Genomic DNA, 16,232 nt, shown 5'->3' with positions numbered 1-16,232 from the left:
AAAATAAAAACCATTACACACAGACGCACTTCTTAATGCTGCTACCTTCCGGTCCTGACATGGTTCGAAGCTGCCTGTTGTAATGGCAAGTTTTATTATACATAAATAATAGAAATATTACAATCGATTCTTTATTTTTTTACTTGGATTTTTGAAATATTCCCCATATAAGGTCTTAATGCTTCTGGTATACTAATACTTCCATCTTCATTTAAATTATTTTCTAAGAACGCTATTAACATTCTTGGTGGTGCTACTACTGTATTATTCAATGTATGAGCAAAATATTTACTATCTTCTCCTTGTACACGAATATTTAATCTTCTTGCTTGAGCATCTGTTAAGTTAGAACAACTACCTACTTCAAAATATTTCTTTTGTCTTGGTGACCATGCTTCTACATCTATTGATTTAGATTTTAAATCAGCTAAATCTCCTGAACAACATTCTAATGTACGTACTGGTACATCTAATGTTATAAATAGATCAACTGTATTTTGCCATAATTTATCAAACCATATTTTACTTTCTTCTGGTTTACAAACAACAATCATTTCTTGTTTTTCAAATTGATGAATACGATAAACTCCTCTTTCTTCTATCCCATGTGCACCTTTTTCTTTTCTAAAACAAGGTGAATAAGAAGTATAAGTATAAGGTAATTTTTCTTCTGCAGTCATTGTATCAATAAACTTACCAATCATTGAATGTTCACTAGTACCAATTAAATATAAATCTTCTCCCTCAATCTTATACATCATGCTATCCATTTCTTCAAAACTCATAACACCTGTAACAACACTGCTACGAATCATATATGGTGGAATAACATAAGTGAATCCACGATCAATCATAAAATCTCTAGCATAAGATAAAATTCCTGAATGTAATCTTGCAATATCTCCCATTAAATAATAGAAACCATTTCCTGCAACTTTACCTGCAGCATCCATATCAATACCATTTACAGATTCCATAATTTGTGTATGATAAGGAATTTCATATTCAGGTACTACTGGTTCTCCATATTTTTTAATTTCTACATTATCACTATCATCTTTACCTATTGGTACTGAATCATCAATAAAATTAGGAATTTTCATCATTAATTCTTTTAATTGAGTACCTTTTGTAACTTCTTCTTGTTCTAAAACAGTTAATTCTTCTGCCATTTCATTTACACGTTTTTTATTGTTTTCTGCTTCTTCTTTTTTTCCTTCACGCATAAATTGTCCAATTTCTTTACTTAATTTATTACGCATTGCTCTTAAATCACTTGCTTTCGTAATAACATCTCTGTATTCAATATCTAATTTATATACTTCATCCACAATTTCAATTTTATGTTCTTGAAATTTCTTTTTCATATTTTCTTTTACAAGTGTTGGATTTTCTCTTAATACTGCTATATCAATCATCTTATCTCTCCTTTTCCTTTTTATAGATTATACAATAATTAAAATAATTATTCAATTACACAATAAATAACTTAGAAAACAGGATTATTTTCATAATCCTGTCTCTTTTATTCTTCTATTTCTTCTTCCACTGCTTTATCAACTACTTCTACTGTTGATACTTTATTTTCATCATTTACTTTTATTAATCGAACACCTTGAGTAGCTCTACCAGCCATCTTCACTTGTTCCATAGGTAAACGAATCATAATACCATCATCTGTCATAATTAATAAATCTTCATTTCCATTTACTGCTCTAAGAGCAACAATAGATCCATTCTTATCCGTTGTATTTAATGTTTTAACACCTTTACCACCACGATTAGAAATACGATATTCATCAATAGAAGACATTTTTCCATAACCTTTTTCAGTTACAACCATAATATAAGGACCTTCCTTATCAATAGTCATACCAATTAAGTTACTTCCATCTACATTAATACCTCTTACACCACTAGCACTACGTCCCATTTGACGAACATTTTCTTCTTTGAAACGTACTAATTTACCATTCGATGCTGCAATTAATATTTCATCATCTCCATTTGTAAGTTTAACAGCAACTAATTCATCATTTTCTTTTAACTTAATTGCTATTTTACCTGTTTGACGAATACTATCAAATTCAGATAAATCAACTCTTTTTACAATACCATCTTTTGTTGCAAAGAATAAATATTTCTTATTTTCTGTTTCTTTATCTTCTTTTGTAACACTAATCATTGATTTTACTATTTCATCTTTATCAAGATTTAATAAATTAACAACAGGTAATCCTTTTGCAGTTCTACCAAATTCAGGAATATTATATCCTTTTAAACGATATACTTTTCCTTTATTTGTAAAGAACATTAATTCATCATGAGTAGACATACTAATTAAACTATTTACAATATCATCTGTATTCGTACCCATTCCTTTAATACCTCTACCACCTCTATTTTGAGACTTATAAGTATCTATTAACATACGTTTTACATATCCATTATTTGTAAGTGATATAATAATATCTTCTACAGGAATTAAATCTTCATCTTCTAAATCAAAAGTACCTTGAATAATTTCTGTTCTTCTATTATCTCCATACTTATCTTTAATTTCAATTAATTCATCTTCAATAATTTGTAATAATCTTTCTTTATTATCTAAAATATCTTGTAAATCATTAATAATTTCAATTAATCTATTTAATTCATCTTCTATTTTTTGTCTTTCTAAACCAGCTAATCTTTGTAATTGCATTTCACGAATTGCTTTTGCTTGTTTTTCAGACATATCATATTCTTCCATCAATCTTTGTTGAATAATATCTGTTGTTCTACTACTTCTAATTAAAGCTATAATTTCATCAATCATATCTAAAGCTTTCTTTAAACCTTCTAAAATATGAGCTCTATCTTTTGCTTTATTTAAATCAAATATTGTTCTTCTTCTAATTACTTCTTCTTGATGTTTTAAATAGAAACTAATTTGTTCTTTTAAAGTTAATGTTTTAGGTTCATTATTTACTAAAGAAATACTATTAACACCAAAAGTAGTTTGTAATGATGTTAATTTATATAACTGATTTAATAATACTTCTGGTTGTACTTCTCTTTTTAATTCAATAACAATACGAATACCTTCTCTATTTGATTCATCCCTAACATCACTAATACCTTCTACTATTTTATCTCTTGCTAGATTTGCTATTTTCTCCACTAATCTTGCTTTATTTACTTGATAAGGAATTTCACTAACAATAATAACTTTACGATTATTCTTTTCAATAATTTCAGTTTTAGCACGCATAATTACTAAACCATTTCCTGTTTCATACGCTTTTTTAATACCTGATTTACCTAAAATATATCCTCCAGTAGGAAAGTCTGGACCTTGAATATAATTTTCCATTAATTCTAATACTGTAATTTCAGGATCTTTTGCAACTGCTATAATAGCATTAATTACTTCTTCTACATTATGAGGAGGCATATTTGTTGCCATACCTACTGCAATACCTGTCGTACCATTAATTAATAAATTAGGAATACGAGCTGGTAATACAGTTGGTTCTGTTTCTTCTCCATCATAGTTAGGAGCATAATCAATAGTATCTTTATTAATATCACGAATTAATTCCATTGATATTTTAGACATACGAGCTTCTGTATAACGTTGTGCCGCAGCTCCATCACCATCAATAGAACCAAAGTTACCATGACCATCTACTAACATATAACGATAAGAAAAATCTTGTGCCATACGTACCAATGCTTCATATATTGAAGAGTCTCCATGAGGATGATATTTACCCATTACTTCCCCTACAATACGAGCAGACTTTTTATATGGCTTATCGCTATAACAACCTAAATCATTCATACCATAAATAATTCTTCTTTGTACTGGTTTTAAACCATCTCTTACATCTGGTAAAGCTCTTGAAACAATAACTGACATCGCATATTCCATAAAAGAGTTTTTCATTTCAGATGTTAGTTTTACTTTTCTTATTTTATTATCTTCCATTTTTTTCTCCTTTAAATATCTAAGTTAGTTACATATTTAGCATTTTCTTGTATAAATTCTCTTCTTGGTTCTACTTTTTCACCCATTAACATATCAAATATTAAATCAGCTTCCATTGCTTCATCTAAATCTATTTGATTTAAAATACGATGCTCAGGATCCATTGTTGTTTCCCATAACTGATCTGCATTCATTTCTCCTAAACCTTTATACCGTTGAATATTATATTTAGCGTTAGGACCTATTTTTTCTTTTAAAGCTTCTAATTCATCATCACTATATAAATAATGTTCTTCTTTTCCTTGTTTTAATAAATATAAAGGTGGTTGTGCTGCATATACAAAACCTTGTTCAATTAAAGGTTTTAAATAACGATAGAAGAAAGTTAATAATAAAATACGAATATGTCCACCATCTACATCAGCATCGGTCATAATAACAATTTTATGATATCTTAATTTTTCAATATCAAATTCTTCACCAATACCAGTACCAAAAGCAGTAATCATAGAACGAATTTCATTATTACCTAATATTTTTTCTAATCTAGATTTTTCAACATTTAATATTTTTCCACGTAAAGGTAAAATTGCTTGAATACGACGATCACGTCCCATTTTTGCACTTCCTCCAGCGGAATCCCCTTCGACTATAAATACTTCACACTCACTTGCATCTCTACTAGAACAATCAGCTAATTTCCCGGGCAATGATGAAACTTCTAAACCACTTTTTCTTCGAGTCATTTCTCTTGCTTTTTTAGCAGCTAAACGAGCTCTTGATGCAACAATTGATTTTTCAATAATTATTTTTGCAGTATTAGGATTTTCTAATAAAAATTTATCTAATGATTCACTAATAATATTACTAGCTATTTTACGTACTTCACTATTTCCTAATTTTGTTTTTGTTTGACCTTCATATTGAGGATTTGGATGTTTAACAGAAATCATTGCTGTTAAACCTTCACGAACATCATCTCCAGATAAAGCATCATCATCTTTTTTAATAAAATTATTATTTTTAGCATAATTATTAATAACACGTGTTAAAGCTAAACGGAATCCTTCTTCATGAGTTCCACCTTCGTGTGTATTTATATTATTACAATAAGAATATATATTTGATTGATATCCATCATTATATTGCATACCAACTTCTACAGTTATATCTTGTTGAACATCTTCAACATAAATAATTTCTTCATGAATTGGTGTTTTGTTTTTATTAATATATTGAACGTATTCTTTAATACCTCCATCATATTTATAAACATTTTCTTTAGATAAACCATTTCTTTTATCTTTTAATATTAAATGTAATCCTTTATTTAAGAAAGCTAATTCTCTAATTCTTTGTTTTAAAGTATCATAATCATATGTAGTAGTTTCTTTAAAAATAGTTTCATCTGCTCTAAAAGAAACCGTTGTTCCTCTTAAATTACTATCTCCAATTACTTTTAAATCTTCAACCGCTTTACCACCATTTTCAAATCTTTGCATATATTCTTTACCATCACGATATACATGTACTTCTAACCAAGAAGATAAAGCATTTACAACACTAGCACCAACTCCATGAAGACCACCTGATACTTTATATCCGCCTCCACCAAATTTACCACCAGCATGTAAGATTGTAAAAATAGTTTCTACTGTAGAAATTCCTGTTTTTTCATTAATACCTGTTGGCATTCCACGACCATCATCACAAACTTCTACAACACTATCATCTAATAAAGAAATAGTAATTTTAGATGCATATCCTGCTAATGCCTCATCAATTGAATTATCAACAATTTCCCATACTAAATGGTGTAAACCACGAGCTGATGTTGTACCAATATACATACCAGGTCTTGTTCGAACAGCTTCTAATCCTTCTAATACCTGAATTGCTGAATCACCATAATCATCCAATACTTTATTTTCATTATCCATTGTAGTACCTCCTATTTTATATAAATCTTCTTTGCTTTTTCTACGATATCATGATTAATTCCTTCAATTGATGTTGTTGTAATAAAGGTTTGTATCTCTTTATTTAAAATACTAAGTAACATCTCTTTTCTAGAATTATCTAATTCAGATAAAACATCATCCAATAACAATACTGGATATTCTCCTATCTCTTCTTTAATAATATCAATTAACGCTATTTTTATTGCTAATACAATTGTTCTTTGTTGTCCTTGAGAAGCATAAATAGATGCTGGTAAATTATTAATTAATATTTTTACATCTTCTTTATGAATTCCTTTACTTGATTGACAATACTTTATATCACTTTTTCTACATTCCTTATAAACATCTTTTATTTGTTTATCTTTTATAAAACAATCATACTCTAATTGAATATATTCATTATCTAAATGAAATAATAAATAAATATCTTTTATCTTTTTATTTAATTTATTAATAAAATCTTTTCTATATAAAATAATATCTTTTGAAACTTCAATTAATTGATCATCTAAAACATCTAAATAAATAGAATCTATTTTATTTTTATCTACTGTCTTTAAATAAATATTCTTTTCTTTTAATAAAATATTATATTTATTTAAAGAATACATATAGATAGGTGATATTTTACTAAGTTCTATATCTAAAAATTTACGTCTATTCATTGGTGCTGCTTTTACCAAAGATAAATCATCTGGTGTAAATAAAACAACATTAAAATTACCAATAAATTCTCCATATTTTTTAATAACAAAACCATCAATAGTTAACTTCTTTTCATTTTCACTAATACTACATTGAATATCTTTTATTCTTTTAGTAGATTCTATTGTACCTTTTACATGGGCTACTTTTTCACCAATCTTAATTAAATCATTTTGTTTTAAAGTACGAAATGATTTAGCAATCGATAAAAAATAAATAGACTCCATTAAATTAGTTTTACCTCTAGCATTAGCTCCAATTAAAATATTAACATGATCATAAAAAGAAATAGAAAAGTCTTTGTAGTTTCTAAAATTTAATAATTGAATATTTTTAACTTTCATTACTCAATACAATAAATTTTATTTCCAAATTCTATTTGATCATTACTACGAAGTTTCTTTCCTCTCCTTTTTTCTACTTCTCCATTTACTGACACATAACCTTCTAAAATAACTACTTTAGCCTCAACACCGCTAGAAACAGCATTACAATATTTTAAAAATTGTCCTAAAGTAATATATTCGTCTTTGATTTTAAATTTTTCCATAAATTACCTCTTTTTTTATATAAATATACTTGTATATTATAACACAGGTATTACTAAAAAACAAAATAAATCCCTTTATAAAAGCATTTATTAAAATACTAAAAAAGACATATCCCCCTTTAATTTGCTTTAAATCAAAAAAAAAGCATAAATTATCGCTAATTAACGATAATTTATACTCTTTAAGTTCGTACAGGTAATATTAATTGAATAACATCATTTGTATCTAAACATGTAATAATAAATGGCTTCATATCACCATCAAATGATAAACGTACTTTCTCTACAGTAAAAGAACGAATTGCTTCACTTAAATATTTACTACTAAAAGAAATAGAAATAGGATTTCCACTATAGAAGCTATCATTTAATTTATCATCTACAGATCCAATTTCTTGAATTTTAGAAGAAAGAATAACTGAATCTTCAGACATATCTAATTTAATTAAACTATTCATTTCATTTGTTAATAATGAAACACGTTCTACTGATTTCATTAAATAATTAATATCTATTTCTAATTTACAAGGTCCACTTACTGGTATTAATTTAGAAGTATCTAAATAAGTACCATCAATTAATCTTGTTTGAATAATTGTATTATCTAATATAAATAAAATCTTACGATCATTTACATAAATATCAATTTCTTTTTCTTTATCAATAATTTTAGAAATATCATCTAAACTTTTTTGAGGAATTGTAATATTAAAAGAAATATCAGAATCAATAGATACCACTTTTTTAGCTAAACGATAACTATCAGTAGCAACACATTCTAATAAATGATTAGAACATTTAAAGTTAATACCTGTTAATAAAGGTTTTGTTTCTTTATCGCTTGTTGCAAATTTAGTTTGTCTAACGATATCTTTTAAAATAGTAGCATCTAATTTAAATAATGATCCTGTTTTATTTAAATTAATTCTAGGATATTCTAAAGCATCTGTACCATTTAATTCAAATTTACTAAAAGATCCTTTAATTGCTGTTAATAAACCATCAACAAATTCAATTGTAATATATTCACAATCTAATTTACGAACAATATCTAAAATATATCTTGCTGATAAAATAACAGATCCTGTTTCAATAATATCTAAATCATTATCATTAACATAAATACATGTTTGAATTGTTATATCAGAATCACTACCTGTTAATCTTAACATATCATGAGTTAATTCAAATTTAATACCTGTTAATGAAGGTAAAGGACTTTTAGCAGATACTGCTTTTGTTGTTTTACTTAATGCATTTAAAAGAACTAATCTTTTAATTTTAAATTTCATAATATTTATCTCCTTTATATATAATAAATTATTTAAAATAACTTTATTATTATTATTAGTATGTGAACAATGTGAATAAATAGAAAAACACTGATAATATAAGCTTTTTTAATATGAATAAGATTGTGTATAAAAAGTTCTTAACTTGTGCCTAACTTTTCTTTAAGTTTTGTTACTGCAAGTTTATAGTCTTTATCATTCTTCATTTTCTTTTCTACACGAGCACAAGCTTTCATAATAGTAGAATGATCTCTACCACTATAAGTAGAACCTATTTCTGCAAAAGTTATATCTAATAAATCTCTCATTAAAAACATACTTATTTCTCTTGGTGTTGTTAGTTTTTGAGTTTTATTTTTAGATATTAATTGTGTAACAGATAAATAATAAAAATCAGCTGTTGTTTTTAAAATAATATCTTTTGTTACTGTACTTGTAGGATTTTTAATAGAATTATCATCGCGAAAAGCATCAAAAATAAAATTCATATCAATAACATTAATTCCTTGCATAATACTACAAAAGAATAATCTTTTTAAAGATCCTTCTAAATTACGAATATCATTACAATAATTAGAAGCCATAAAATCAATAACATCATCTTGAATAACTAATTGAGGATTATCAAGATTTTCTATTTTCTTTTCTAAGATTGCTCTAGCAGTTTCAAATTCAGGTGGATCAATACCAAAACTTAATCCAGATTGAAAACGACTTATTAATCGATCTTCTATTCCTTGTAATTCTTCTGGTTTTTTATCAGAAGTTATTACTATTTGTTTGTTATTATTAATAATATTATTAAATATATGGAAGAAAATTTCACTACTTTTTTCTTTACCAAATAAAAATTGAATATCATCAATTAATAGAATATCAATTTGATTATATTTTTCATAAATATCATCTAAATTACGATATTTCATTCCTTCAATAATTTCATCAACAAATTCTTTTGATGTTATATATCGAATTACTAAATTAGAATTACATTTTTTAGCATAATTACCAATAGAATGTAATAAATGGGTCTTACCTAACCCTGGATTACTATATAAAAATAATGGATTAAAGTTTGCTCCTGGATTTGTAGAAACAATAGAAGCAGCATTTTGTGCCATCCGATTTGAACTACCAACAACAAAACTTTCAAAAGTTTGATCAATATTAATATTATCTTTAAAAGGCATATTTTTATGTTCTGATGCCTTTTTTTCTTCTAAATAATCATCTTCAGTCACCACTCTTAATTCTATTGTCTCATTAACAATAGAAGAAAGAATAGATTCAATTTCTAATTTATAAACCATAATAGTATCAATATTAAAAGACATTAATGTAGATAGTGTAGCTACATTATTTTCAATAGATTCCAAGGTAGATCCTTTAAAATATGTATCAAAACAAATCTTATCTTTTACTATTTCTTTTTGTTCCATAATAGTAAGACAGTTTTGCCAAATTTCATTAAAATTATACATACAAAAATCACTCCTTTCCTCTATATTATAGACATTTGTGAATAAAAAAAAAAGAATAAAAAAAAAAGAATAAGATAAGCACAAAGTTATTCACAATTTAATGTAGAAAATTGTTGAATTTAAAGACTTATTCACATTATTCACAACTTTTTATGCACACTAAATGTGAATAGTGAATATATAATTGTGAATAACTTGACTTAAAATAAACTATTCATAATTTATTCACATTAATTATCCTCTTTATAAGCATCTTTTTTAAGTAATTCACAGTTATTCACATTCAAAATCACATCCCCTTTTTTTGTGAACAACTTAAAATTAAAGGTTAAATTAAAAATAAGTCCTAAAAACCTATATTTTTTATAATAATATATAATATTTACGAAAAGTTATTCACAATATAAAATATTAAACTTAAGAATATGATATGATAAGAAAAAGAAATGAGGTAAAAATATGAATAACTTTAAAAAATTAATACTTGTTTTTTTAATTTTATTTTCTATAACTGGTTGTAGTGATACGGAAGGGTGTGAATATGCAACATCTTATGTAAAATCAATATTAGATTCAACTTATTATAATGAATATGCGGTTTATCAAGAATTTACACAATCATCAGATAGTGAAATAGTAGAAAGGTATGAAACAGGAATAGATTATGAAGTAGAATCTTTCTTTTATAATTGGAATATAATATATCCAACGGATCAAATGTATGAAGATGTTGCTACTATTTATAAAGAAATGTATTTAAAAGCAAATTATGAAGTAAATGAAGCTGTGAAAATATCGGATAGTGAATTTGAAGTTACAATTGATATTCAACCAATCGATGTATTTTTACAAGTAATTGAAGAAATGAATGAATATGTTGATGTTTTGACGGAAAAATATGAAGTATATGATTATACAACGATGAGTGATGAAGAATATGAAGATATATGTATTGCCTATGATAATGAATGGGCTAATGCGGTTATTGATAGTTATCAAGATGCAATTAGTAATATTGGTTATGGCCAAATAGTGAGTGTAACGGTAAGTGTTCGTGTTGAAAATAATATTTATGTATTAAGTAATGATTCATTAATGGAAATAGATGCTTATATTATTCAATATTAAAAAGCAGAATGAATAGGCATTTTTGGGCAAGTAGAAAGAATAAAAAAAGATTGACTTATTGTACATATTTAGATAAAATGATTAAGCATATGTTATTTGTATAAAAAATTAAAGCATTATGGAGGTGTAACAAGATGAAAAGAACATATCAACCAAATAAAAGAAAAAGATCTAAAGTCCATGGTTTCAGAGCTAGAATGGCTACTGTGGGAGGAAGAAAAGTACTTGCACGTCGTCGTAAAAGAGGAAGAAAAGTATTATCTGCTTAATTAAAAAATCCACTCAGTAGTGGATTTTTTTTCTTAAAAACATGAAAAAAGAAAACAGAATTTGTAAAAATGAAGAGTTTCAAGAAATTATTCGATTAAAACAGAGTGTTGCTAATGCATGTTTCGTAATGTATTTCCGTAAAAATAACAGTGAAAAAACAAGAATTGGTATCTCAGTTAGTAAAAAATTAGGAAATGCAGTAGTTAGAAACAAAATTAAGCGACAAATTCGTAGTTTAGTGCAAGAAACAATTGAATTGAATAATGGATTTGATTATATTATAATAGTAAGAAATAAATATATAACTATATCTTATAGTCAAGCAAAAAAAGAAATTCAATATTTATTGAAAAAAGTAAAAAAAAGGATGGGTAACTAAATGGTTTTGGATTATAAAACAAAAAGAGTACTTAAAGTATTATCATTATTATTTGTAATGGTAGTATTAACAGGTTGTACATCAAATTTAGATTCAGATGGACAATTAATTGCTTCTAGAGCAATTACAGAATCAACAGTATGGTCTTGGGATGCTGGTTGGTTTGATTTTTTATTAGTAATTCCTATTTGTAAGGCCGTATTATTTACAGGAGAGTTATTTGGGAATTATGCATTAGGTGTTATTTGTGCAACTATTATAATTAATATTATTACTTTACCAATCATGATTAAATCAACGGTATCTAGTCAAAAGATGCAAATGATTCAACCAGAAATTGATAAAATTCAAAGAAAATATAAAGGACGTAAAGATCAAGCTTCTCAAATGAGATTGAGTAATGAATTAACTAGTTTATATAAGAAAAATGATGTTAGTATGTTAGCTTCATTAACAACATTCTTAACATTACCAATTATGATTGCAATGTGGCAATCAGTACAAAGATTAGAAATTTTATATACAACTGAATTCTTAGGATTTAACTTGGGAGCTGATCCTTTAGATTTCATTATGCAATTTGATATTAAATATATTATTTTAATTGCTATCGTAGCTGTTTCTCAATTCTTCTCTATGGAAATGACAAGCATTATGGCAAAACGTAATCCACATTACAAAAAGTCAAGTGCGATGGATCAAATGAAAACAATGAATAGAATGATGGTATTAATGATTGTTTGGTTTGCAGTAACATTCCCAACAGCAATGTCTTTCTATTGGATTACTACTAGTTTAATTACAATGGGTAGAACTGTTTATATTCAAATTTATCATATTGAAAAAATTAAGAAAAAAGTACACGATACGAATACAAACTACTTAAACAAATAAAAGAGGGAATTATGATGAAAAAATATGTAGGGAAAACAGAAGATGAAGCTTTAGTATTAGCTTGTCAAGATTTAGGTGTTACATTAGAACAATTAAATTATGAAATAGTTTCTCAAACAAAAACACTTTTTTCAAAAAAAGTAGAAATATCTTGTTATACAACACAAATGATACAAGAATTCATGGAATCATATATTACAAAAATATTAAAAGATATGGATTTTGAAGTAGAAACAGTATCTTATCTACAAGATGGACGTATTTATTGTAATATTAATTCAAGTAATAATTCTATTTTAATTGGGAAAAATGGAGTTATCTTAAGAGCTATTAATTTAATTGTTAAAAATGCAGTAAACAATACTTTTAAAAAACGTATTGAAATAAGTGTAGATATTAATGGTTATAAAGAAGATAGATATAAAAAAGTAGCTTCTATGGCAAAACGTTTTGGAAAACAAGTTTGGAGAACGAAAGCTGAATTAAAATTAGATCCAATGCCTGCTGATGAAAGAAAAGTAATGCATCAAGTAATTTCAGAAATGGGTCATTTAAAAACAAAGAGTGTTGGTGAAGGTAAAAACCGATATATGACAATTATGTATGTTGATTAAGAAACTGTATAACAGTTTCTTTTTTCATGATATACTACAATTAAAAAGAAGGTGAAAAGATGAATGAAGATATTATTGTAGCAGTAGCTACGAGTCGATTAGAAGCTGCTATTTCTATGTTGCGTATTAGTGGAAAGGATTGTATTTCTTTTGTACAAGAATTTTTTACAGGAAAAATATTGGAAAAACAAACACATACAATAACTTATGGTTTTATTGAGGATGATAATAAAAAGATAGATGAGGTAATGGTATCTATTTATCGAGGGAAAAGATCTTTTACTGGGGAAGAAATGGTAGAAATAAGTTGTCATGGTGGAGTTTATATAACACAAATGGTGTTAGAAACTTGTTTAAAACATGGTGCTAGAATAGCAGAGCGTGGAGAATTTAGTAAGAGAGCTTTTTTAAATGGAAGAATTGATTTATCACAAGCAGAATCAATTAGTGATTTAATCACAGCAAAATCTAGTTATGCATCTTCTCTAGCGTTGCAAGGGATAGACGGGAGTATTCGTCATTTTGTAGAAGATTTAAAAGAAGAGTTAATACAGATTATTACACAAATAGAAGTAAATATTGATTATCCAGAATATGATGATGTTGAAGAACTAACAAGTGATTCTTTATTACCAAAAAGTATTAGTCTAAAAGAAAAGATGGATAAAATATTAGAAGATTCTAAAAATGTTCGTTTAATGAAAGATGGGATACAAACAGTTATTATTGGAAGACCAAATGTAGGTAAATCTAGTTTATTAAATGCTTTATTAAAAGAAGATAAAGCAATTGTTAGTGATATTGCAGGTACTACCAGAGATGTAGTAGAAGGAAATATAAGAATAGATGATATTTTATTAAATATGATTGATACAGCAGGAATTCGTAAAACAGATAATATGATTGAAAGTATAGGTGTAGAAAAAGCCAAAGAAGTAATGAAACAAGCTGATTTAATATTATTAGTATTTGATGCATCTACTCCTTTTACAAAAGAAGATCAAGAATTATATGATTTAACAGAGAATATGAATCGTATTATTATTTTAAATAAAATAGATTTAGGAAAAGTAATTGATATCGAAGGTATTGAAATTAGTGCCAAACAACATGATGTTTTATTACTAACAAGACAAATAAAAGAATTATTCCAATTAGGTAAAATAACAGATCAACACAATCATGTTTTAACGAATGCAAGACAAACAAATCTTTTATATCAAGCATCTATTTATTTAAAACAAGCGATTGATGCCATGAATATGGGAATACCAACAGATTTAATAGTAGAAGATTTATATGCTTGTTGGTTACAATTAAAAGATATTTTAGGACAAAGAGCGAAAGAAGATTTATTAGATGAATTATTTAAACGCTTTTGTATTGGTAAATAAGATGGAAAGATATCATTATATAGGAAATCACTTTATAAGAGGATCAAAGTTTTTAAAAAAAGTAAGCCTTGTTTTATTACCTGTTTATATAATATTAGCAGCCATTAATACAGGAGAATTAGTAGATATTACGTCTATTGTTTTACTGTTGTTAGTAGCAGTATTTGTGCAAAGCATTGTTTTACAATTAGCAGGAACAATTTTAATTTATATAGCAGATAAAAAAAGTAGATAGCATCTACTTTTTTATTATTGCTATTTACAAACATTAGGATCTGATAGATAATAAAAATATAAAAGGGGAGATATATATGGAACCAGAGAGAAGAGAAAAAAAGAAAATAAGCGTGATTATTGCAAAGTTTATTATGTTTATAATCAAAATTATTTGTATTATGACAGTGATAGCAGTAATAGGAGTCACTGCAAGTAATCTATTAGATAATGAATTTGATATGAATACATGGATTGAAGAAATGCAAACTAGTTATCAATCAATAGAATCATTAGATTATTCTTTATTTGAAGAAAAAGAAGAAGTGTTTGAAGAAGATTTGGAATATTGGGCATATAGTACGTTAAGTCAAGATGAACAAAAAATATATTTATTAATGGCAGAAGCTATTATTAATTTAGAACCAAATATTTCTTTTAAAACAAAGGATATAACAGAAGATGATATTACAAAAATATGGAATTGTATTCGTTCTGATTTTTATGAAGCTGAATATGTTGAAACTATAAGTGTTAAGCGTAGTGATTTTTTCTCAACTACAAATTGTACGATAGTATTTGACTATCGTTATGACACAGAAGAAATAGAAATACAAAAAGAAGAAGCAAAACAAGTAGTCCAAGAAGCAATCAGTGGAATAGATGGGGATGCAACAGATTATGAAAAAGTAAAAGCTGTTTATGAATATATTGTATTTCATGTTGAATATGAATTTAGTGATTATGATCAAACAAGCTATGGGGCGCTTGTTAAACAAGAGGCAGTATGTGCGGGATATGCTAGAGCAATGCAATATATATTAAATGAGATGGGTATTTCTTGTACTTTCATAAGCGGTACTACGAGTTTTTTTGAGAGTGAGGAAGGACATGGATGGAATTTAGTTCTTATTGAGGATGAATATTATTATGTGGATGTAACATGGGGAGATCCTAATTATTCAAGTGATGAAAATGCATCCTTATTAGCAGAACAAATAAACTATGATTACCTATTAGTGACAGAAGAAGATATTGCTAGTAATCATTATGCAGATGATTATTTTGAATTACCAGAAGTAACAGCCACACAATATAATTTCTTTGTAGTAGAAGGATTAGTAGTAGATACTTATAGTGAGTCAAGGTTAGTAGAAATCTTTAAAAATCCAGTAGTAGATAATTATTATGTTTGGAAAACAAGTGATAGTGAGATATATAATCAAATAATATGGAATATTAATAATGATGATTTAATATCAAAAGTAGTGAATCAAGCAAACATAACAGGAGCTTCTTCTTATATATGGATTTCTAATGATGAGATGAATAGTTTTACCATGATACTTATATATGAGTAAAGACAGGGAGAAAT

General features: G+C 26.5%; 15 protein-coding genes and 1 other RNA gene. 8 read left to right on the top strand and 8 right to left on the bottom strand.

The window, feature by feature from the left end; genetic code table 11:
* Positions 1 to 4: 4 nt before the first annotated feature.
* The 8 genes from ffs to dnaA form a co-directional block, all read right to left on the bottom strand.
* An RNA gene (ffs, locus tag LRR82_RS09975) (signal recognition particle sRNA small type) lies at positions 5 to 89 on the bottom strand.
* Between the two features lie 42 nt (positions 90 to 131).
* The gene (gene serS / locus LRR82_RS09970) at positions 132 to 1,418 is read right to left on the bottom strand and encodes a serine--tRNA ligase (RefSeq protein ID WP_249029289.1); all 1,287 of its coding nucleotides are present in this window, start codon (positions 1,416 to 1,418) and stop codon (positions 132 to 134) included.
* Positions 1,419 to 1,525: 107 nt separating this feature from the next.
* On the bottom strand, positions 1,526 to 3,973 hold the full coding sequence (gene gyrA / locus LRR82_RS09965) for a DNA gyrase subunit A (RefSeq protein WP_249029287.1): 2,448 nt from the start codon (positions 3,971 to 3,973) through the stop codon (positions 1,526 to 1,528).
* 11 nt (positions 3,974 to 3,984) lie between these two features.
* Positions 3,985 to 5,913: a DNA topoisomerase (ATP-hydrolyzing) subunit B gene (gyrB, locus tag LRR82_RS09960; protein ID WP_249029286.1), complete on the bottom strand. Its 1,929-nt coding sequence runs from the start codon at positions 5,911 to 5,913 to the stop codon at positions 3,985 to 3,987.
* 11 nt (positions 5,914 to 5,924) lie between these two features.
* Complete coding sequence (gene recF, locus LRR82_RS09955) at positions 5,925 to 6,986, bottom strand: DNA replication/repair protein RecF (RefSeq protein ID WP_249029285.1); 1,062 nt, start codon at positions 6,984 to 6,986, stop codon at positions 5,925 to 5,927.
* Positions 6,986 to 7,192 (bottom strand): S4 domain-containing protein YaaA, encoded by a 207-nt coding sequence (gene yaaA / locus LRR82_RS09950; RefSeq protein ID WP_249029284.1) that lies wholly within the window; start codon positions 7,190 to 7,192, stop codon positions 6,986 to 6,988. The genes recF and yaaA overlap by 1 nt, the downstream gene beginning before the upstream one ends.
* A gap of 182 nt (positions 7,193 to 7,374) precedes the next feature.
* Positions 7,375 to 8,484 (bottom strand): DNA polymerase III subunit beta, encoded by a 1,110-nt coding sequence (dnaN, locus tag LRR82_RS09945; protein WP_249029282.1) that lies wholly within the window; start codon positions 8,482 to 8,484, stop codon positions 7,375 to 7,377.
* 140 nt (positions 8,485 to 8,624) lie between these two features.
* Positions 8,625 to 9,965, bottom strand: a complete 1,341-nt coding sequence (gene dnaA / locus LRR82_RS09940) for a chromosomal replication initiator protein DnaA (protein WP_249029281.1) — start codon at positions 9,963 to 9,965, stop codon at positions 8,625 to 8,627.
* 459 nt (positions 9,966 to 10,424) lie between these two features.
* Here dnaA and LRR82_RS09935 point away from each other — a divergent pair, with 459 nt between their 5' ends.
* From LRR82_RS09935 to LRR82_RS09900, 8 genes are all read left to right on the top strand, one after another.
* Complete coding sequence (locus tag LRR82_RS09935) at positions 10,425 to 11,093, top strand: hypothetical protein (protein ID WP_249029280.1); 669 nt, start codon at positions 10,425 to 10,427, stop codon at positions 11,091 to 11,093.
* Between the two features lie 134 nt (positions 11,094 to 11,227).
* Positions 11,228 to 11,362: a 50S ribosomal protein L34 gene (gene rpmH, locus LRR82_RS09930; RefSeq protein WP_249029279.1), complete on the top strand. Its 135-nt coding sequence runs from the start codon at positions 11,228 to 11,230 to the stop codon at positions 11,360 to 11,362.
* Between the two features lie 41 nt (positions 11,363 to 11,403).
* Positions 11,404 to 11,742: a ribonuclease P protein component gene (gene rnpA / locus LRR82_RS09925; RefSeq protein ID WP_249029278.1), complete on the top strand. Its 339-nt coding sequence runs from the start codon at positions 11,404 to 11,406 to the stop codon at positions 11,740 to 11,742.
* Complete coding sequence (locus LRR82_RS09920) at positions 11,743 to 12,636, top strand: YidC/Oxa1 family membrane protein insertase (RefSeq protein WP_249029277.1); 894 nt, start codon at positions 11,743 to 11,745, stop codon at positions 12,634 to 12,636. It abuts the gene before it with no gap.
* Between the two features lie 11 nt (positions 12,637 to 12,647).
* Positions 12,648 to 13,250: a Jag family protein gene (locus LRR82_RS09915; RefSeq protein ID WP_249029276.1), complete on the top strand. Its 603-nt coding sequence runs from the start codon at positions 12,648 to 12,650 to the stop codon at positions 13,248 to 13,250.
* A 59-nt stretch (positions 13,251 to 13,309) separates the two neighbouring features.
* Positions 13,310 to 14,644, top strand: a complete 1,335-nt coding sequence (mnmE, locus tag LRR82_RS09910) for a tRNA uridine-5-carboxymethylaminomethyl(34) synthesis GTPase MnmE (protein WP_249029275.1) — start codon at positions 13,310 to 13,312, stop codon at positions 14,642 to 14,644.
* Positions 14,610 to 14,879 carry a hypothetical protein gene (locus LRR82_RS09905; protein WP_249029274.1) on the top strand — a complete coding sequence of 90 codons (270 nt, stop codon included), beginning with the start codon at positions 14,610 to 14,612 and terminating at the stop codon, positions 14,877 to 14,879. Before mnmE ends, LRR82_RS09905 begins: the two co-directional genes overlap by 35 nt.
* 76 nt (positions 14,880 to 14,955) lie before the next feature.
* Positions 14,956 to 16,218 carry a transglutaminase domain-containing protein gene (locus tag LRR82_RS09900; protein WP_249029273.1) on the top strand — a complete coding sequence of 421 codons (1,263 nt, stop codon included), beginning with the start codon at positions 14,956 to 14,958 and terminating at the stop codon, positions 16,216 to 16,218.
* The last annotated feature ends 14 nt before the right edge of the window (positions 16,219 to 16,232 follow it).

The sequence above is a fragment of the Tannockella kyphosi genome, assembly GCF_021054785.1.
GTDB classification, from domain to species: Bacteria; Bacillota_I; Bacilli_A; order Erysipelotrichales; family Coprobacillaceae; genus Tannockella; species Tannockella kyphosi.
This window is presented reverse-complemented; position numbering and strand designations above follow the sequence as displayed.